This is a genomic window from Phytopseudomonas daroniae, from assembly GCF_004327275.1.
In the GTDB taxonomy this organism is placed as follows: Bacteria; Pseudomonadota; Gammaproteobacteria; order Pseudomonadales; family Pseudomonadaceae; genus Aquipseudomonas; species Aquipseudomonas daroniae.
In genome coordinates this window covers 30,849-50,976 of record NZ_QJUJ01000010.1, presented here as the reverse complement: position 1 = coordinate 50,976, position 20,128 = coordinate 30,849, and the positions used below count along the sequence as shown (strand labels likewise).

The window sequence follows — 20,128 nt, the reverse complement described above, 5'->3', positions numbered from 1 at the left end:
GCTCATGGTATCGATTTTGATCTAAGCATTGATTTCTAAGGGTTTTAGCCATTTTGGGTCGATGTTTTTCATCATGGTATTTTTACATGGAGATTTGCCGGGGCGATGCTGACCGATACCAAGCTGCGCAACCTCAAGCCGCAAGAGAAGCTGTACAAAGCCAACGACCGGGATGGCCTGTACGTAGCGGTCACACCCGCAGGCTTAATCTCGTTCCGCTACAACTACTCGATCCATGGCAGGCAGGAGACCATTACCTTCGGCCGCTACGGTGTCGGCGGAATCACGCTGGCAGAGGCACGAGAGCGCTTGGGCGAAGCGAAGAGGATGATTGCCGCAGGTAAGTCGCCAGCGAAGGAGAAGGCCAGGGACAAGGCTCGTACCAAAGGGGCGGAGACCTTCGACGCTTGGGCCGAAAAGTGGCTGCGCGGTTATCAGATGGCCGACTCGACCCGCGACATGCGCCGCTCAGTTTACGAGCGCGAGTTGAAGCCGAAATTCGGTAGTCAGAAACTCTCTGAAATCACCCACGAAGACCTGCGTAGCCTGACCGATGCCATCGTGGCGAGAAACGCACCGGCGACGGCAGTGCATTCCTGAGAAATCGTATTGCAGGTCTACCGCTGGGCCATCGAGAGCGGTCAGAAGGTAGAGAACCCTGCTGATTTGGTGCGCCCGGCAAGCATCGCCAAATTCGAGCCGCGGGATCGCGCGTTGCTGCCCGACGAGATCGCGCTGATGTATCAGTACATGGATCGAATCGGCACGGCATCGTCTGTACGCGCTGCGGCCAAGTTGCTGCTACTCACCATGGTGCGTAAGAGTGAGCTGACCAATGCTACGTGGAGCGAAATCAACTTCACCGAGGCGCTATGGACGATCCCCAAGGAGCGCATGAAGCGCCGTAATCCCCATTTGGTGTTCCTGTCGAACCAGGCCCTGGATTTCTTCATTGCACTGAAGACCTTTGCAGGCGGTTCGGACTACGTGTTCCCGTCTCGATACGATTCCGATCAACCGATGAGTGCTGCTACGATCAATCAGGTGCTGACGCTGACGTATCGGCTTGCGCAGAAGGAAGGCAAATCACTAGGCAAGTTTGGCCCGCATGACCTGAGGCGCACGGCCAGCACGCTATTGCATGAGGCAGGCTATAACAACGACTGGATCGAGAAGTGCCTTGCGCATGAGCAGAAGGGCGTCAGGGCGGTTTATAACAAGGCTGAATACCGCGATCAGCGTCGAGCCATGTTGCAGGACTGGGCAGACATGATGTTGGTATGCCGTTGTCGGTGCGGCGTATTTCTGTCCGTCTTGCGGGGCAAACGCTGCGGAACTTGTCTTCGATCTCACAGCCCAGGGCATCCGGCAGTCGCTTGCAGCCGTTGACGCCATCAGAGCCGCCATTGCAGATGCAGATACTGCTGAGAACACGTGCCGTCTGATCGTTGAGAGCGCTTTACAGAACGTGGTGACGGCATTCCAGAGGATTGCAGAAGCGCTCCACGCGCGCGTAGCCCCGACAACCAAGATTCGGCGCAACGCATTTCAGAATCTTACCGAAGGGTCAGCTCTTTGGGCTGCCGCGACAGGGGGAGGTTACGATAAGCATCTTACGAGAGTCGAGATGGAATACCTGACAAAGGCCTTCCAACAGCGTCATCTGCTCGCTCATACGCAGGGTGTAGTTGATGATGATTACATCCAGGAAACCGCCGACATACGGTATAAGTCTGGGCAGCGATTAGTGATCAAACGTGAGGCTGTGACTGAAGCTCTTAATCTAGTCGAGCAACTGACTAACGGCATTCGCCAGGACGCCAAGGAGAAAGGTTGAGTTTATGAACGGATTGTTTGGTTAAAAGCGGTTGTTTGATCTATAAATAAATGCTTCCCCTTCTTGAAAAAGGATAAAAAATTGGAAAAAATTATTGCAACCGAAGTGTCGCCTCACGGTTTAGACAATGAAATACTTACATATCTCACCGCCAGATCCAATGACCTAAAGCTTGATGATGCAGTAGTGTACTACGGATTTCCGGTATTCAAGGACTATGAGCATGAAACAATAAAGTCTAAGATTTTGATTTTGTCTAAAGTTCATGGCTTGGTTCTAATCCAGACATCTAGCAAATCTAACGCTGAGACCGATGACGAAAATCTGAGTCAGATCTTTAGTTTTATTGACTCTGCTATCCGGAAAAGCAAGTTACTGAGGAAAAGCAAAAAAGAGCTGCATGTTCAATTTGAGAGCGCTATTTTTTGTGCCGAGCAATTTGATAGTGAAGATCTAGAAAATGAAACGATAACGTCAATCAATGGGATAGAAGTATATCTTGACGAATTATGCCACGACGATTCTCCGCTAAGTAATGAAATATTTGACGAGGCCCGGGCGATAATTGAGGGCTCTAAAGCTCTTTCAAAACCCTCCCGAAGGATCAAGGTGTCGGATGACCCATCTACAAAGCTAAATATTTTAATTGAGTTGGAAAAAGAAATATCAAATTTCGACATCGACCAAAGAAAGATTGCGATTAGTCTAATTAATGGTCCTCAGCGCATTCGGGGTCTTGCTGGATCAGGGAAAACTGTAGTCCTAGCAATGAAAGCTGCGCACATTCACTTGCAGCACCCTGACAAAAAAATATTATTTACTTTTTACACAAAAAGTCTATACGAGTTGATCAAGGAATCGATTGCTCGATTCTATAGGCACTTCGCCGGAGACGAGCCTAATTGGGAGAAAATTGACATTCTACATGCTTGGGGTGGGCGAAAAATCGACGGAGTGTATTTCAACGCATGCATGGAGAATTCGCTGACACCAATTGCGTTTCAAGTGGCAAAAAGCAACAACCCTAATGATCCATTTAGCTTTATTTGCGAGAAGCTTGAAGAGCGAAAATTAAAGCAGAAATATGATTATATTTTGATCGACGAAGCACAAGACTTGCCCAATGACTTTTTTAAAATATGCTATCAGCTCGCGAAAGGGGACGCGGGAAGTGATAAAAATATTGTCTGGGCATATGACGACTTACAGTCAATATTCAATGTCTACCAGCGTACACCTGAAGAATTGTTTGGTAATGCGAGTGACGGAAGCCCAAAAATTGATCTTAGGAGGTTTAAGGCGAATCTAAGCTATGGTCAAAGTAATGACCTTGTGCTTTACAAATGCTATCGAAACCCGCTGGAAATCTTGGTGACGGCTCACGCTGTAGGCTTTGGGCTTTATTCGGAGAAGCCCGTTCAGATGCTTGAAAACGAAGAGCACTGGGAGGACGTCGGCTATACAGTTGAATCGGGATCATTGACCGCTGGTACGCAGGTTAAAATTACGCGAAGCCGAGAAAATAGCCCTTTATCGATTTATCACCAACAAAGCAAGAATGACTTGGTGAAGCTATATGGTGCGGATTCAATAGATGAAGAGTGCTTGTGGATTACAGAGGGAATTTCCGCAGCTCTGGCAGAAGGCTTAAAGCCCCATGATATTCTCGTGATTTCATTGGATGATTTAAATGCGAGAACATACTTTGCTAAAATCTCTCGTGCGCTGGCACAGAACGGAATAAGATCGAATAATCTCCTAACCTCAATTTCTGCGGCACCACCTTTTACTCTTGATGATATGGTGACACTTTCTACTGTACATAGAGCGAAGGGTAACGAAGCCCCCCTAGTTTTCGCAGCTGGTATAGATGCAATATATCAATACAAAAACCACAGAAGTGGAAGAAACAAGTTATTCACCGCATTCACGAGAACCAAAGCTTGGTTGCGGGTTAGCGGGTGGGGTGAAAAGGCTAATTATTTCTTTCGTGAGATTGAGCAAAGCCTCCATAACGCTCCAAGCTTGATATTCGAAGTGCCAAACATCGAAGAGATTGAAACAATTCAGCGTGATCTCGATAGTAAAAGTTCAGAAATATACAAGCTTCATCAAATGGTAGGCGAACTACGCGATCAAGGTTTCACTGAGGAAGAGATTCAAATGGAATTGAACCTGGCGTTTGGGAAGGGAGAATGATGAGTGCAGCCTTCGATAGAAGTGTGAGAAGAACTGTAGATTTTGCCTATGAAGCTGGTATCGCTCTGCAATGCGGCCCCATCAGCTCACTAAAAGCTTCATCGGACTTCAAGAGAGCAGCAAGGCAGTCCAGTAGTTATAGTCAGGTTTATGATGTCGGTGCGAAAAATCAAGACTTTAACTTAATGCTTAAGGATCACTCATTTTTCCAATTCACAGAAACCACCGAGCGAGAGGATATTCGTCTAGCATATTATCCAAACCCCTATTCCTTTATTGAATATCAGAATGACCGTCAAACAGCGGAAAGCATGCTTGCAAATGGTGATATTACTTTGCAGGAGTTTGAACAGCTAATAAGCGAGGGGAATATGACGTTCGATATCCCAATTATAAGATACGATCTTTCAACGAATCAGTACTGCGCTAAATATCATCCGGCTGCCCACTTTCATATCGGGTTTAAAGCTGAAAACAGATGGCCTGTAAATAGAGTGCTTTCCCCATTTGCCTTTTTTCTGAAAATAATATTCCTCTATCATTCCTTGACTTGGAAGGAGAAGGGTGAGTACGAAAAAGAAAGTAAAATAGAAAATTACTTTGAGGAGGAATACATTCGCGAACTTGCATCTTGTTCTCAGTTGGACGATGATTTCTTCCAAGAAACCGAGGCTCGCAGATTACATTTTCGATAACAAAGTGCTGCCTTCGCTCTTTCGTGTAGCACTAAAAAGTTGCTGCACGAGAGAACGCTCATCTGTCCAAGATAATCAAGCATGTAAGTGGTGACTCATAGTCAAACAAAACGTGCTTCCCCCAATATAGTGAGATACTAGCTACGCCAGCGTTATGGATGACTGTTGGCGATTTTTCGCTAGCAGCGAAAAAGCTTGTGAACCAATGCCATTGGTCGCTCCTTGAGTCGGTGCAAAAAAGGAACAAGAGCTAGCTCTGTTAATTTCCGGTTGCGCTCGCTATATGCACGGTTTGCGGCACGTCAGCTTGTGTAATCTCCTCTAAGCTATACTTGAGTCCACTCTTAATTTTCTATACGACTTAAATCTATGTGGCCGCTAATGGGGAAGGGAACAAATGGCATCCGAAGTCGCGGCGCTTCTTGGTGCGATCGCGTCACCCTCTACTCCACCTTCAACATAGAGGATGGCACCAGATGAAAGGCCGTCCACACGACGAGGCAATGGCCGAACAGCTCTATGCTGATCCGGTCTACGCCGCTGAACTGTTGGCCGAAGTGCGCCGTAACGGCGACCCGGCCGAGCTTGCTATCTTATTGCGGCAGCTGACCAAGGTGGTCGGGCAGGGCAGCGGGGGGAGCTCTGTCGAGGTGGAGCGCGTGCTACCGCCTTCATAGCAAAAAATGGCATTTTTCATGGTATTGGTGATGCTTTATTCTGTAATTTATTGATATTGCTTATATATTTTTTGTAGAAAATAATAGAGTGGAATGATTGGACGTCCGGCACTGACCGGCGCCAACTAGCAAGAAACACTCTGAAGCCCGCGTAATTGCGGGCTTTTTCTATTCTGCGCCTGGCATTTTTCAACTGCGCTCGGCATCGCCAGGCAGCGTTTTTCCGTGGCACGTTCGGCACTAGAGGGCGAGGTCGTGGCCGTGCATCGCTGCAGTGGGACGGCAGTTCGGTGTTTATGTGAGGTTTTCGAGGTTGCAGATGCGAATATTTATCGTTATGAGATGATTTTAGAATTATAGTTCCCGCCGAAAAAACGTATGGCTTCGTCACAATAGAAATTCATAGGGCTCTAGCGGCTGAAACTGAATCATCAAGGATCTTGAGCATGGCTGATAATAAAACCGGGTTTATCAACACACGTGTATCAAGGCAACGCACCGCTGTTGCCGTCCTGTTCTGCGCCCCAATGGTTGCTACTCCCCTGGGCGCGAATGCCCAAGAAGCAGGCAGCGCCAATGAGGAGGAGACCTACCGCCTCGCGCCGATCATCGTCAATTCCCAGGTCGCGGCCAGTGATGATGCGAACTCGGTGGTCGCTCAGGAGCTCTGGGTTGGCGGTAAGGTCGCCACCAGCATCCTCAATACGCCTGCTTCCGTTTCCGTGATCACGCAGAAGGAAATAGAGCAGCGCAGTGCCAGCACCACTGAAGAAGTTCTGAAATACACGCCGGGCGTCATTGCCGACTACTACAGCACCGATGATCGCAACGATTACTTCCAGATTCGAGGCTTCAACGCCACGACTTATCGCGACGGCCTGACCCTGGGCTCGATGCGCGGCGTGCGTGAAGATTCATTCGCTTATGAGCGTGTCGAGGTGTTGCGTGGTGCCAACTCCACGCTGTTCGGCCCGGCCGACCCGGGTGGTTCGGTGAACTTCGTGACCAAGAAGCCGCGCTTCGAAAATTCGGTCAGGTTTACGGCTCTTACGGCTCCTTCAATCACAAGGAAACCGGCATCGATGTTGGTGACTCGTTGAACGCGGATCAGACCCTGGCGTATCGTTTCACCGGCAAGTTCCAGGACAGCGATCGTGAGTACGACCATTCTCGTGACGATAATCAGTTCGTCATGGGTGGCCTGACTTGGGCACCGACTGCCTTTACCTCGGCAACTCTGGTCGTCGATCATCTTAAGACCAAGAGCACGCCGAACAGTGGCGGTTACCCTATGGACAGGGAATATGACCGTGATGAGTTCTTCGGCGAGCCCGGCTACAACTTCCACGATGTCGAACGCACCAATATCAGTGGCAGCCTCAGCCACGACTTCGACAATGGCTTTGTGCTACGTAGCAACTTGCGTTACAGCGAATTACACGATGATTATGGTTTTGCCTATCTGACTGGAGTCCGTACCGGAGACATGCTGGGCCGTGCTGTTCTGGGTGCAGACAATGAGGCCGAGCAGCTCAACGGCAATCTGATGCTGCAGTACGACGCCCGTTTTGGGAATATCGACAGCAGCACTACGGTCGGCGTGGAGTACGGCGACTCGTCGACCGACGAAAGCGCTATATATCAGGGAATAGATCCCATCAGCGTTACCAATCCCGTGTACACGGGTGTTGCGTCAGGACTTTTGCCCTATCTTTCCAGGAAACAGGACTACACCAGCAAATCGGTATTCCTGCAGCAGAACCTGTCGTTCTACGAGCGTTTTATCGTCACTGCCGGTGTGCGTAACGACTCCATGGATTTGTCCAGTAAGGGATTCAACAACTTCAACGTTGTCCCTGAGTTTGACGACAGCGACAGCTTCTCAGAGACCTCTTACCGGGGGGCGCTGACTTATATCGTTAACGATGAGGTTTCCACCTACGTCAGCATGGTGGAGTCCGTCTCCGTGCCAGAGATCGGCACCACCCCGGAGCGCGGCATACAGTACGAAGTGGGCGTGAAGTATTCGCCAATGGCGATGAATGCGCTGTTCTCTGCCGCCATCTATGAGTTGACTCAGGAAGATGTCGCCACGGCGGTTGTGCAGCCGAATGGCAATATCGAGCAGCAGACCGTGGGCGAGCAGCGCGTGCGTGGCCTCGATCTGGAAGCCAAAGCTGAGCTGACCGAGAACCTGACCCTAGTTGGTGGTTACACCTATATGGACACCGAGGTTCTTCGTGGTGCGCTGCAAGTATGGAATGGGGCGAGCTATGATGCCGTATCGATCAAGGGTAACAAGCTCGTTACCGCTCCCAAGCATTCGGCCTCGCTCTGGACTTATTACAGCGTGCCTAGAACGGATGTTAGTGTCGGTTTGGGTGCCCGTTATGTTGGGGCCTACCATTTCAACGATCTCAACGATACTGGCGAGAGCGATGGCACCACGCTGTTCGATGCCGCGTTCAACTACCAGATCGTCAAGGGCACAGACCTAGCCATCAACGTCAGCAACCTGTTCGACGAGCAGCATGTGGTCGGTCGCGGTACCGCGAACTACTACAACTCGGGTCGCGAAGTCACTGCCAAGGTGAGTTACAACTGGTAAGCCGGTGTCATCACCTGTGCTGTTTCTTGCCGCACAGGTGATTCTCCATAGTTGCTGTTCGCCGATACCGTCGCCTTTTGCTGCGATTACCGTCTCAAGGGTCGTTGCGGGACGCAAACCATCAGCACTTCGTCCACGCGGTCATCCGGCAAGCCGGATTGATTAAGCGCTGCGCGGATGACATGCGTGCCGAGCGAAGTGGCTGATCCCGGCGCCAATCGCCAAGGAGGCGTCCCGGCGGTATGCGCGTTGCCGCGACGGTGACGATGGAGCCGGGGGAGGGTGGCTATAGCGGTGTTTTCTTCACGCGATGCCTGCGTCTACGGCGCCGCAGGCGCGGGTGGCGCGGGTGGCTGGCGCATGCCGGTTGCGAAAACGATCAGGGACAGTGCCGTGCAGCCCGCCAGAACGGCGCCCAGCGCGGTGTAGGCAGGCAGATCGAGGCTGCTGGCGATGCTGATGGCCAGCGCCGCGCTGCCCATCTGGAGGAAGCCGAGCAGAGCCGAGGCCGTACCCGCCTGATGGCCGAACGGCTGCAGGGTGATCGCGGTGCCGAGTGGATTCACCATGCCCATGCCAAGCAGGAACACCGCCAGCGACACGCTGAACATCGTGACGGTCTGCGATCCGGTCAGCAGTAGAGCGCCGCCAGTGAGTGCGAGGGCGACACCTGCGAGCATGACCGGCCGTGCTCCCCAGCGATGGGCCAGCCGTGGCGCGAGCAGGCCGGCGGCGAATACCACGAACACGGTCGTGGCGAAGAACAGCCCAAGATCCAGCGACGAGAAACCCAGGCCATCCATCAGGATGGCCGGTGCCGTCGCGAAGACGGTGTAGAGCCCGCCAAGGATGAGGCTGACCGACGCCGCCGGTACGATGAAGCGGGGATCGACGAGCAGCCGGGCGTAGCCCTTCACGATGGCCGCGGCCGAGATCGCTGCGCGTCGATCTGCCGGATGGGTCTCGCCTGTGCCGATCACGTAGTGCACTGCGAGCACCAGCCCCAGCATGCCGACCAGCACGAAGGCGCCGCGCCAGCCGAACAGGTGATTCAACGCGCCGCCGAGCAGCGGCGAGAAGCCCGGCGCCGCTGCCATCGCCACCATGATGAGTGCCAGAGTTCGCGCGAGCGCTTCGCCCTCGAAGAGATCGCGCGCGATGGCGCGTGACAGCACGGAGGCCGCGCACACGCCCAGGGCCTGTACGACGCGGCCGGCAACCAGCCAGGGCAAGTTCGTCGCCAGCGCACACAGCGTGCTGCCGGCCAGGAACACGGCCAGCCCGCCCAGCACCAGCCACCGCCTGCCGAAGCGATCGGACAGCGGCCCTGCCAGGAGCTGGCCCACCGCGAACGCGATGAAGAAGCTGCTGAGCGTGACGCCGAGATCCTTGGTCGACACGCCCAGGTCGCTGCCCATGTCCGGGAAAGCGGGCAGGATGATGTTGGTCGACAGTGCCCCGAGCGCAGCCAGGCCGGCCAGCAGGAAGAGCAACGAACCTGTCAGGCGACGTGGCACCGGCAGGAGATCCGTGTCGAGCGCCGCGCTGCCCGGCACTGCCTGCAGGTCTGTTCGTTCCGTGGTTGGTCTGGTCATGGGCGTCTCTTTAGCCGGCAAGGATGTCAGTGAGGTAGACGCCGTGCGACAGGCCCTGTTTGACCTGGTGCGACGGTTCATCGACGGCGACTTCTTCCTTGCCGGCTTCCAGCGCATCCAGCGTGCGGCGTACGACGTCTTCGGGCGTGGCCTTGGGCACGTCGAAGGCCCGCACCAGATCGGTGTCGATGAAGCCACCATGGAAGCCCAGAACCTGGGTGCCCTGGGCACGCAGCTCGTGGCGCAGGCCATTGGTCAACGACCAAGCCGCTGCTTTGGAGACGCTATAGGCGGCGATTGCCGGTGTGTTGATCCAGCTCACGATGGAGAGAATGTTCACCAGCGCACCGCCACCGTTACGACCCAGGGTGCTGGCGAATGCTCTGCTGGTGTTCAGCACGCCGAAGAGGTTGGTATCCAGTTGTTCGCGTAGCAGCGCATCGGCATCCTCGGTGAGGAATCCGCCCAGCCGGGCGATGCCTGCGTTGTTGATCAGCACGGTGACATCACCACAGACGCGCGCAGCTTCCGCGACCTCTTCGGGCTTGGTCACGTCCAACTGGATCGGCACCACGCCGGGAAGCGTGACGGAGGCCGGATTGCGTGCCGCGGCGTAGACCTTCGCGGTACCGCGTGCCAGCAGTTGTTTGGAGAATTCAAGACCGAGACCACGATTGGCCCCGGTGACCAGGACAACAGAACCTTCGAGTTTCATGGGACATCCTTCTGCTCTGAGCGCTCTTCGTTTATATGACGGTTGTAATATAAAAGGCCGTAAGAAAAGCCGGTCATGCCAATGACGCCCCGGCCGGAGTGTTCGCCTTATGGGTACCGTGAGGTGACAAGCAACGTATTCATGCCTGTCCCCAGCGACGAAAAATCACGCTGGCATTGACCCCGCCAAAGCCGAAGCCATTGGAGAGCGCGTATTCGATGGGCATCTGCCGTGCGCTGGGGCCAACCAGATCGAGTCCTTCGGCCAACGCGTCGGGTGTGGTCAGGTTCAGTGTGGGCGGAACGACCTGATCGCGCAGGGCAAGTACCGTGAAAATGGCCTCGATGCCACCAGCGGCGCCCAGTAGATGGCCGGTCGACGATTTGGTCGAGGTGATCGTTGGACACGACGTGGTTCCGAACACTGCCCGAATAGCCGCCAGTTCGCCCTTGTCGCCCACCGATGTCGAGGTCGCATGCGCATTGATGTGCTGGATCTGGCTCGGAGAGAGCCCCGCCTGCCGCAAGGCTTGCTCCATGGATCGGCGGGCACCATCGCCATCCTCGGGGCCTGCAGTCAAATGATAGGCGTCGGCGCTCGTGCCATAGCCGACCAATTCGGCGAGGGGATGCGCGCCCCTTGCCAGCGCATGCTCCAACGACTCGATCACCAGCAAGCCTGCGCCTTCGCCCATGACAAAGCCATCGCGCTCCTGGTCGAAAGGACGCGACGCCTGTTCCGGTCGATCATTGAAGCGGGTCGCCAGCGCCCGCGCGGCGGCAAAACCGCCAAGGCTGGCGCGATGGATGGCCGCTTCGGAACCGCCGCACAAGGCGACATCCGCTTCGCCGGAGCGGATCAGCCGCGCTGCATCGCCAATCGCCTGAACGCTGGCGGCACAGGCCGTCACTGGAGTGCCGATGGGGCCTTTGAAGCCATGGCGTATCGAGACATGCCCCGCCGCGAGGTTGGCCAGAAAGGATGGCACGGTGAAGGGCGACAAACGGCGCGGCCCTCGGTCATCGGTGATGCGCACTGCCTCTGCAATCGCACCAAAACCACCGATGCCGGTTGCAATGATCGTGGCGGTTCGCTGTTGCTGCTCGGCATCCTGGGGCGTCCACCCCGCTTGCGTCAGCGCTTCCTGAGCCGCTACAAGCGAGAACTCGATGAAGCGATCCATTTTCTTGCGATCCTTGGCCGCTGCCGCCAGTTCGGGATCAAAGCCGGCAACCGGGTCTTCGGCCAGCGAAGGAACCTGCCCACCCACGGTGCAGGGTACGCCATCGGTCAATTCGGCGGACAACGATCGGATTCCCGACTGCCCGGCAAGCAATCTGCGCCATACCTCCTCGGTGCCACACCCCAGCGGTCCGACGATGCCGACGCCTGTCACGACGATACGCTTGCTTTGCTTGACCATCGGGGACTTCCTCTTTCAGTTCAATGCAAGGTACTGGCTCAGCCGAGCGCCGGTTTCGGGGGGCGTTCCATTACCAGCAAGGTCGAGGTCGCGCTTGCGTAGATGCGCCCATTGGCGTCCTTCAGCATCGCCTCGGCAAAGGCGGCACGACGGCCGACGGATATGACGCGACCTTCCGCCCGAAGGGGGCCGGTGTCAGTCGTAATCGGGCGGAGATATGAGACCTTCAGTTCCAGGGTCGTGTAGGCTTGATTCGCTGACAGCTTGGAATGAACGGCGCACCCACACGCGGAATCGAGTAGCGTTGCGGCATATCCCCCATGGACTGTGCCGATCGGGTTGTAGGCGTGTATGCCGGGCGTACCGGTGAAAACGGCCCATCCATCGCCCGCTTCAACAAGGGTGAAGTCGAGCGAATCGCCGATTGGCGGTCGGCCTCCGGCAGCAATCAACGCCTGTACGGTTTCAAGCCCGGAAAGGCCGGGGGCGATGTTGTCAACGAGATTCATTGGCATGCCTCCAATGTGAGCCGACGCAAGATCGCCAATCGACTTCGGGTAAGAATGGCGTCCGAGCGCGATCGGTTTGGCTCGGCGCGCGCAAGAACCATCGCACCGATGATTTCAGCCACGCATGACGACGCCTCGCTTTCAGCATCAAGGTGACCGAGTGTCGCAAGATGCTGTGCGATATGCCTCGTCAGCGTGCTTGCTCCTCCCGCCAGGCGCTCCTGAATATCTGCTGGAAGCCTCGACGCATCTGCCGTAAGAAAGGGCAGTGGGCATCCCCCTTCGCGGGTGTCCCGATGATCGGGCGAGAGGTAGAAGTTCACGAACCTCGCCAACGCTTCGCGCGGGGGCTGACCCTCGTCGCGCAACATGGCGAACGGACTGTCGGCGAACATTTGCTCGACCGTGGCACGCAGGAAATCATCCTTGGACTCGAAGTGGGCGTAGAAGCCCCCGTGGGTCAGGCCGGCATCCGACATGACGCTCGCGAGCGCTATGCGCCCCGGGCCACGTTCGCGCAGTTGCCTCGCCGCCGCTTTCAGTACCCGATCGCGGGTAATTTGCTTTTGATCTGTGCTGTATCGCATGGGGGTTCCTCTTTATATGATGAGCATAATATAAAGATTCGACGAGCGTCAACGACGCGCTAGATGCGGCGGAATGACCCTGGCCCAGGTTCCGGAGTGCGACTGAGGCGTCAGCCGCCGACAGCGGATGAGCGCGCCTCGATTCCTGCAGGCTGCGCCGTATCGAGCGAACGGGATGCCGACAACCACCCGGGCAGCTCAGTCTTCATCCAACTCCCGAAAGCGTTCCGCCAGAAAATCCACCAGCGCCCGGATCGACGGCAACAGCCCCCGGCGCGAAGCGAACACGGCGTGAATGATTTCGTGCCGCGGCGCCCAGCCCGGAATCACATGCACCAGTTCGCCGCGCGCGATCTGTTCGCGCACCATCATCGAAGGCAGTTGCACGACGCCCACGCCAGCGACCGCAGCCGTGCGCAGTGCGAACATGCCGCGGGTAATCAGGCGGGGCTGGTGGCGGATGGCGGCCTGCGTACCGTCGGGGCCGATCAGGTTCCACACATGCTCGTGCTGGGGCAGGCCCAGATCCATGCTCGGCAGACCCGCCAGGTCGGCAGGCACGCTGGGAATGCCGTCTTTCAGCAACTGCGGACAAGCCACCAGACACTGCCTGCGATCGGCGAGCACGCGCATTACCAGATCGCTGTCTTCGATCGGCGGCGGCCGCACGCGGATGGCAATGTCGATGCCTTCGCCCACCACGTCCACGCGCCGGTTGGTTTCCTCCAGATGGATCTGCACGCGCGGGTACGCGACCATGAACGCCGCCAGCATGTCGGCGATGCGCGTATCGAGCAGCGCCACCGGGCAGGTCATGCGCACGGTGCCGCAGGGCTCGGCATGGGTCAGTGCGATGGCCTCGTCGGCGGCGTCGGCTTCCACCAGCATGGCCTTGCAGTGGTCGTAGTAGGTCAGGCCGCTGTCAGTGACCGCGAAGCGCCGCGTGGAGCGTTGGATCAGGCGTGTGCCCAGGCGCTCTTCGAGCAGGGCGATGCGCCGGCTCAGCTTGGACTTGGGCATGCCCAGCGCGCGCCCGGCCGGGGCGAAGCCGCCGTGATCCACCACCTGCACGTAGTAGTAGAGGTCGTTCAGGTCTCGCATGGCTGCATCGTTCATTCAATAGGACTCTGAGGTCAAATAATAGCGACTACCGGGCTCATCGTCCTACTTCTATGCTCTCTTCATCGCCAACGCATCCCGCCGCGGCACACGCAGGAGATCGGCATGAAGAAGATCCTCGGTGTCTACAGCGCCCCCCGTCCGCATTGGGTAGGGGATGGCTTTCCGGTGCGCTCGCTGTTCGGCTATGACGGCCTCGGCAAGCACCTGAGCCCGTTCCTGCTGCTCGACCATGCGGCGCCCACGCACTTCGAGCCGGCCGCACGCCCGCGTGGCGTCGGCCAGCATCCGCACCGCGGTTTCGAGACCGTAACCATCGTCTACCAAGGCGAGCTGGAGCATAAGGATTCCACCGGTGCCGGCGGGCTGATCGGCCCCGGCGACGTGCAGTGGATGACCGCCGGCGGCGGCATCCTGCACGAGGAATTCCATTCGCGGGCTTTCACCGAACGCGGTGGCACCATCGAGATGGTGCAGCTCTGGGTCAACCTGCCCGCCAAGGACAAGATGGCCGAGCCGGGCTACCAGACCCTGCTGGATGCGCAGATCCCGTCGGTGAACCTGCCTGACGGCGCGGGCCGGGTGCGGGTGATCGCCGGCGAGTTCGACGGCCATCGCGGCCCGGCGCGCACTTTCACGCCGATGGACGTGTGGGACGTGCGCCTCGGCCAGGGCAGCATCGGTCGCTTCGAGGCGCAGGACGGCCATACGCTGGCGCTGGTGGTGCTGCACGGCACGCTGCTGATCAACGGCAACGTTGTCGCCGGTGAAGGGCAACTGGTGCATCTCGACCGCGCCGGCAGCGGCGTGGAGATCGAGGCCAGCAGCGATGCAACCGTACTGTGGCTGTCCGGCGAGCCGATCGACGAGCCCGTGGTGGGCTACGGCCCGTTCGTGATGAACAGCGAGGCCGAAATCCGCCAGGCCATGGCCGACTTCAGCGGCGGCCGCTTCGGCCATATGGCGAACTGAGTCTGGGAGGCCCCGGTATCCGGAGCCTCCTTTTGCGCCCATCCCGGGCAATCCTGCAACCCGAAGGAGACACACCATGAGCAAACCCTATGTTCGACTCGACAAGAACGATGCCGCCGTGCTGCTGGTGGATCATCAGACCGGCCTGCTGTCCCTGGTGCGCGACATCGATCCCGACAAGTTCAAGAACAGTGTGCTGGCGCTGGCCGACATCGCCAGCTATTTCAAGCTGCCGACCATCCTCACCACCAGTTTCGAGGAAGGCCCGAACGGCCCGCTGGTTGCGGAATTGAAGAGCCAGTTCCCCGACGCGCCCTATATCGCCCGGCCCGGCAATATCAACGCCTGGGACAACGAGGATTTCGTCAAGGCGGTGAAAGCCACCGGCAAGAAGCAGCTCATCATCGCCGGCGTGGTGACCGAGGTGTGCGTGGCCTTCCCGGCACTGTCCGCCATCGAGGAAGGCTTCGAGGTATTCGTGATCACCGATGCCTCCGGCACTTTCAACGAGATCACCCGTAATGCGGCGTGGGATCGTATGTCGCAGGCCGGTGTACAGCTGATGAGCTGGTTCGGTGCGGCCTGCGAGCTGCACCGTGATTGGCGCAACGATGTGGAGGGGCTGGGCACCCTGTTCTCCAATCACATCCCCGACTACCGCAACCTGATCACCAGCCACACCGTGCTGACCCAGGGGAAATGAACGAGGCCTGTCGATGAGGGAGCGGGCATGATCGATCCCGCCCGCTGACAGGAAAATCCCGACCATCTGGCCGGGGGCGTCCTGCCCGTGTCGGGGCAGGACGGTACCCCACCCTCAGTGAATGATCTTCGACAGAAATTGCCGTGCCCGTTCGCTCTGCGCATGCGCGAAAAAGTGTTCGGGGACGGCGCTTTCCACAATCGCACCACCATCCATGAATACCACACGATCGGCGACCTGGCGGGCGAAGCCCATCTCGTGGGTGACCACCAGCATGGTCATGCCCGACTCGGCCAGCGCCACCATGGAATCGAGCACTTCGCCGACCATCTCCGGGTCGAGTGCTGAAGTGGGTTCGTCGAACAGCATGATCTTCGGTTCCAGGCACAGCGCGCGGGCGATGGCGGCGCGTTGTTGTTGGCCGCCGGAAAGCTGGGCCGGATAACGGTCGGCCTTGTCGGCGATACGCAGTTTCTCCAACTGTTGCATGGCTCGCTCACGGGCCTTGCGCTTATCCAGGCCGAGCACGTGAACGGGCGCCAGGGCGCAGTTCTCGGCGATGCTCAGGTGCGGGAAAAGGTGAAAGTTCTGAAACACCATGCCCACCTGCTCGCGCACGCGGGTAATGGTTTTCGTGGTGGCATCCAGAGCAATGCTCGCCACCTCGAGGCGGCCACGCTGGAAAGGCTCCAGGGCATTGATGCAACGTATCAGTGTCGATTTGCCCGAGCCACTGGGGCCGCAGATCACCAGCCGTTCTCCGGCGGCAACCTGCAGATTCACATCCTTGAGGACATGGAAGGGGCCGTACCACTTGTTCAGGTCGTCGATCTGGATGATGGGCGTGTCTGGCATGGGATATCCGCTGTCTTGGGTCACTTCAGGACGTGGGCGAGAAACTGTTGGGTGCGCGCCTCGCGAGGTGCGGCAAACAGTTGAGCGGGGGGCGCGCACTCGACGATTTGCCCGCCGTCGAAGACGATCACCCGGTCGGCTACTTCCCTGGCAAAGCCCATCTCATGGGTCACCACCACCATGGTCATGCCTTCGGCGGCGAGCTCTTTCATCACCAGCAATACTTCGTTGACGGTTTCCGGATCGAGCGCCGAGGTCGGCTCGTCGAACAGCATCAGCCTGGGCTGCATGGCCAGCGCCCTGACGATGGCCACGCGCTGCTGCTGGCCGCCGGACAATTCGCCAGGACATGCCTGTGCCTTGTGCGCCAGGCCGACCCGTTCGAGCAGCTTCATCGCCTGGGCTTCGGCATCGGCACGCGATAGGCCGCGGAGTTTCATCGGTGCCAGGGTCATGTTGCGCAGGATGCTCAGGTGCGGGAACAGCGTGTAGTCCTGGAACACCATGCCGACCTCGTCACGCAGGCGGGCATTGGATTCACGGCTGCTGCGCGCGCCAGTCAGCACGATCTCTCCAGACGTTGCCGGTTCGAGGTTGTTGAGGCAGCGGATCAGGGTGGATTTGCCCGAGCCGCTGGGGCCGATCACGACCACCACCTCGCCCTCGTGGATGTCCAGGTCGACACCCCTGATGACTTCGCTGTCGCCGAAGCGTTTGCGCAGGCCACGTACTGTCATCAGAGTGCTCATGACTGCGCGAGCCTCTCGGTGGCCGCCTGCAGGGATTGTTTCGCCTGGATCTGGCGTTGACGGCGATTGGCCTGGACGCTGCGTTCCTTCTCCAGACGGATGCGTGCCGCGTCGATCTGTTGCTGCACTGCGCCGGTTGCCGGGCCCCCGGGCAGACTACGTGAGTTGACGTTGGTTATCGGATCCAGGGCCTGGCGAACCTGTTGCTCGTCCAGGCCGAGAGAGCGGCCGAGTTGCTCCTGGGCGGCCTGCTCGACCATGGCGTTGTCGATGCGATTGGCAGGCAGGCCATTGTCCATGGCCTGGCGCACCACGGCACCGACCACATGGTGAGCCTCGCGGAAGGACAGGTTGGCCGAGCTGACCATCAGATCGGCCAGGCCGGTTGCGGTGGAAAAGTCTTCCGTAGCTTTGCGCAGCCCCGCCTCCAGGTTGGGGCGTGCGGTACGCAGTACCAGATCCAGCAGGGTCAGGCACTGCTGGCATTCCTGCGCCGACTCCCAGAAGCCGCGCATGCTTTCTCGGTTGCCGTCGCCGGTATGGGTAAAGTTGCTGCCCTTGATGCTGACCGCCGAGGCGACCAGAGAACCGAGTACCTGGCCGGTGCGGCCCTTGAGATACTCGAGTACCACCGGGTTCTTCTTCTGCGGCATGATGCTGGAGGTACCGGCGACGCTGTCCGGGAAGTCGACGAGGGCGAACTCGTGGGTCGACCAGACGAAGAAGTCCTGCGCCACACGGCTCCAGAACACCGCCAGCAGGGTCATCTGCGCCATGCTCTCCAGAGCGAAGTCCCGCGAGCCGACGGCATCCAGAGTGTTTTCCAGAAAACCGTCGAAGCCCAGCAATTCGGCAGTACGAGCACGGTCGATGGCAAAGGGCGTACCTGCGAAGGCCGCGGCGCCCATGGGGCTTTGGTTCATGCTGTCCAGTGTGGCTGCCAGACGTTTGCAGTCGCGTTCCAGTGCTTGTGCCACGCCAGACAGATAAAAGCCGTAGGTGATCGGCTGTGCTGGCTGCAAATGGGTGTAGCCCGGCATGATCGCCTCGGCATGCTGCGCAGCGCCGTCCAGTGCGCTCTGGCGGACGGTGTAAAGAGCATCGAGCAGGTTCATCAGCACGTCACGACCGCGCAGGCGATCCAGGGTCGCGAGCAGATCGTTGCGACTGCGACCGATGTGCAGCCGCCCGCCAACGTCGGTGCCAACCTGTTCGATCAGGTGCGCTTCGTAGTTGAAATAGGCATCTTCGCGCAGCGGATCCAGGGGCACGGCCTGGGGGCCGACCCGCTCCATCTCGAGCACGCCGCGGGCCAGGGCGACGGCCACCGCAGGATCGATAAGATTGCATTCGGCGAGCATGACGATATGCGCTTTATTGACGTCGCCAAGATAGCCGAACCCCTCGGCGAAACCGGCGAGACGCGGGGTGTAGATGAGCTCGCAGACTTGCGCTGCGGTGGGTTCCTTGAGTCGACGGCTGACTTTGGATTCGAGCATGGGAATAGGCCTTCTGAGCATCAGGGCTGAGGTTGGGTGATCCGGGACGCGGTGCGGCCCAGGCGGCGTTCGAGGTAGCGGCTAAGCCAGGTCAGCGCGCTGCAGATGACGAAGTAAACGAGCAGCACCACGCTGTAGACGGTGAAGGCGGGGTTCTCTCCGCCCATCATGGTGCTGCGTTCGACGATGATCTGGCCGACCTTGAGGAATTCGCCGACGCCGACCAGAGCCCCCAATGAGGTGGCCTGAACCAGCAGCGTCAGCAGGCCTGTGTAGGCTGGCAAAATCGCCTTGAGCGATTGCGGCACGACGATGTACACATAGATGTGCCAGGGGCGCAGGCCCAGCGCCCAGGCGCTTTTCCACTGGTGCCGGGGTACCGAGAGCAGGCCGCCACGGACGATCTCGATGCCGTTGGCGCTGCCCCATAGGGTCAGGCCGAGAGTGACCGCCGCGAACGGGCTCAGATCGATGCCGAGCAGCGGCGCACCGAAAAAAATGAAGAACACGTTGACGATCAGCGGGATCGAGCGAAACAGCTCGACGTAAGCGTGGATCAGCCAGCGTAGCGGGCGGCTTTGCAGGGTCGCCAGGGTGCCGAGCGACACTGAAATCAGGGTGGTGAACAACAGGATCACCAGCGCCAGTTTCAGGGTCATGAGCAGGCCCTTGGAGATGAAGCCCCAGTTCTCGATCACGAATTCCATGACCACCTCATTGTTGGAAAGGACGTTGCAAGCGGGCTTCCAGGCGCCCCGCGAGCAGGGCCAGCACGGCTACCAGGGCGAGGTAGATCACGCAGATGGCGGTGAACATCTCGATGGCGCGGAAATCCGTGGCGATGCGATCCACCGCTACGAAGGTCAGCTCGGCCAGGCCGATGGTCTGCAGGTACGCCGAGTTCTTCAGCAGCGAGATGGCCGTGTTGAGCATGGCCGGCAGGCTGATGCGAAAGGCGATGGGGATGGCGATCAAACGGAAGAACTGTCGTGATTGCAGATTCAGCGCCATGCCGGCTTCACGCAGCCCCTTGTCGATGGTCGCCAGGCCACCGCGCAGGTTCTCGATCTGATAGGCCCCTGCCCATAGCGACAGGCACAGCACGCCCGACCAGTACAGCGACAGCTTCATGCCAACCGCGGGCAGGCCGTAGAAGATGAAGAACAGCTGTACTAGGATCGGCGTGTTGCGGATCAGCTCGACGTAGAGCGCGACCAGCTGTGACAACAGCGGCAGCCTGAACAGCCGGATACCGGCGCCCAGTACGCCGACCAGCAGGGACAGCACGATGCTCAGCGCGGAAACCTGCAGGGTCATCCATAACCCTTCGAGCAGGGCTGGCCACTGCATGAGCAGATAGTCGAAATCGAAACTCATGGGAAACCG

The 20,128-nt window shown here is 58.1% G+C and carries 17 protein-coding genes and 2 pseudogenes; 8 read left to right on the top strand and 11 right to left on the bottom strand.

Features of this window, described 5'->3' with window-relative positions; all coding sequences use genetic code 11:
* Positions 1–105: 105 nt before the first annotated feature.
* The 6 genes and pseudogenes from DNK10_RS20520 to DNK10_RS20495 all read left to right on the top strand — a co-directional run.
* Positions 106–1,275 (top strand): annotated as a pseudogene (locus tag DNK10_RS20520) (tyrosine-type recombinase/integrase); the annotation flags it as partial.
* A 352-nt stretch (positions 1,276–1,627) separates the two neighbouring features.
* A complete protein-coding gene (locus tag DNK10_RS20515) occupies positions 1,628–1,837 on the top strand; it encodes a hypothetical protein (protein ID WP_131181806.1) in 210 nt (69 codons plus the stop codon).
* An 81-nt stretch (positions 1,838–1,918) separates the two neighbouring features.
* Entirely contained in the window at positions 1,919–4,036 is a 2,118-nt protein-coding gene (locus DNK10_RS20510) for a DEAD/DEAH box helicase (protein WP_131181807.1), read from the top strand.
* On the top strand, positions 4,036–4,731 hold the full coding sequence (locus DNK10_RS20505; protein WP_165493680.1) for a DUF2290 domain-containing protein: 696 nt from the start codon (positions 4,036–4,038) through the stop codon (positions 4,729–4,731). The genes DNK10_RS20510 and DNK10_RS20505 overlap by 1 nt, the downstream gene beginning before the upstream one ends.
* A gap of 476 nt (positions 4,732–5,207) precedes the next feature.
* Positions 5,208–5,408, top strand: coding sequence for a transcriptional regulator (locus DNK10_RS20500; RefSeq protein ID WP_131181809.1), 201 nt, complete (start codon positions 5,208–5,210; stop codon positions 5,406–5,408).
* A 527-nt stretch (positions 5,409–5,935) separates the two neighbouring features.
* A pseudogene (locus DNK10_RS20495) lies at positions 5,936–8,016 on the top strand (TonB-dependent siderophore receptor).
* A 320-nt stretch (positions 8,017–8,336) separates the two neighbouring features.
* On the opposite strand, the gene DNK10_RS20490 reads toward DNK10_RS20495, so the two are convergent.
* From DNK10_RS20490 to DNK10_RS20465, 6 genes are all read right to left on the bottom strand, one after another.
* Positions 8,337–9,611 (bottom strand): multidrug effflux MFS transporter, encoded by a 1,275-nt coding sequence (locus tag DNK10_RS20490; protein WP_131181810.1) that lies wholly within the window; start codon positions 9,609–9,611, stop codon positions 8,337–8,339.
* Between the two features lie 10 nt (positions 9,612–9,621).
* Entirely contained in the window at positions 9,622–10,326 is a 705-nt protein-coding gene (locus DNK10_RS20485; protein ID WP_131181811.1) for an SDR family oxidoreductase, read from the bottom strand.
* Positions 10,327–10,465: 139 nt separating this feature from the next.
* On the bottom strand, positions 10,466–11,749 hold the full coding sequence (gene fabF / locus DNK10_RS20480; RefSeq protein ID WP_131181812.1) for a beta-ketoacyl-ACP synthase II: 1,284 nt from the start codon (positions 11,747–11,749) through the stop codon (positions 10,466–10,468).
* Between the two features lie 38 nt (positions 11,750–11,787).
* On the bottom strand, positions 11,788–12,258 hold the full coding sequence (locus tag DNK10_RS20475; protein ID WP_131181813.1) for a PaaI family thioesterase: 471 nt from the start codon (positions 12,256–12,258) through the stop codon (positions 11,788–11,790).
* Positions 12,255–12,845, bottom strand: a complete 591-nt coding sequence (locus DNK10_RS20470) for a TetR/AcrR family transcriptional regulator (RefSeq protein WP_131181814.1) — start codon at positions 12,843–12,845, stop codon at positions 12,255–12,257. Before DNK10_RS20470 ends, DNK10_RS20475 begins: the two co-directional genes overlap by 4 nt.
* A gap of 198 nt (positions 12,846–13,043) precedes the next feature.
* Positions 13,044–13,946, bottom strand: a complete 903-nt coding sequence (locus tag DNK10_RS20465) for a LysR family transcriptional regulator (protein WP_131181815.1) — start codon at positions 13,944–13,946, stop codon at positions 13,044–13,046.
* Between the two features lie 123 nt (positions 13,947–14,069).
* Here DNK10_RS20465 and DNK10_RS20460 point away from each other — a divergent pair, with 123 nt between their 5' ends.
* Both DNK10_RS20460 and ycaC read left to right on the top strand, forming a co-directional pair.
* Complete coding sequence (locus DNK10_RS20460; RefSeq protein ID WP_131181816.1) at positions 14,070–14,936, top strand: pirin family protein; 867 nt, start codon at positions 14,070–14,072, stop codon at positions 14,934–14,936.
* Between the two features lie 76 nt (positions 14,937–15,012).
* The gene (gene ycaC / locus DNK10_RS20455) at positions 15,013–15,639 is read left to right on the top strand and encodes an isochorismate family cysteine hydrolase YcaC (protein WP_131192836.1); all 627 of its coding nucleotides are present in this window, start codon (positions 15,013–15,015) and stop codon (positions 15,637–15,639) included.
* Between the two features lie 114 nt (positions 15,640–15,753).
* Here the strand turns inward: ycaC and DNK10_RS20450 are convergent, their stop codons facing one another.
* From DNK10_RS20450 to DNK10_RS20430, 5 genes are read right to left on the bottom strand one after another with little or no spacing between them, the layout of a single operon-like run.
* Entirely contained in the window at positions 15,754–16,518 is a 765-nt protein-coding gene (locus DNK10_RS20450) for an amino acid ABC transporter ATP-binding protein (RefSeq protein WP_425273874.1), read from the bottom strand.
* On the bottom strand, positions 16,515–17,243 hold the full coding sequence (locus DNK10_RS20445) for an amino acid ABC transporter ATP-binding protein (protein ID WP_131192834.1): 729 nt from the start codon (positions 17,241–17,243) through the stop codon (positions 16,515–16,517). Before DNK10_RS20445 ends, DNK10_RS20450 begins: the two co-directional genes overlap by 4 nt.
* Positions 17,240–18,742: an argininosuccinate lyase gene (argH, locus tag DNK10_RS20440; RefSeq protein ID WP_131192833.1), complete on the bottom strand. Its 1,503-nt coding sequence runs from the start codon at positions 18,740–18,742 to the stop codon at positions 17,240–17,242. Before argH ends, DNK10_RS20445 begins: the two co-directional genes overlap by 4 nt.
* A gap of 20 nt (positions 18,743–18,762) precedes the next feature.
* Positions 18,763–19,449 carry an amino acid ABC transporter permease gene (locus DNK10_RS20435; protein WP_131192832.1) on the bottom strand — a complete coding sequence of 229 codons (687 nt, stop codon included), beginning with the start codon at positions 19,447–19,449 and terminating at the stop codon, positions 18,763–18,765.
* Positions 19,450–19,456: 7 nt separating this feature from the next.
* Positions 19,457–20,119 (bottom strand): amino acid ABC transporter permease, encoded by a 663-nt coding sequence (locus tag DNK10_RS20430; protein WP_131192831.1) that lies wholly within the window; start codon positions 20,117–20,119, stop codon positions 19,457–19,459.
* Positions 20,120–20,128 lie beyond the last annotated feature (9 nt).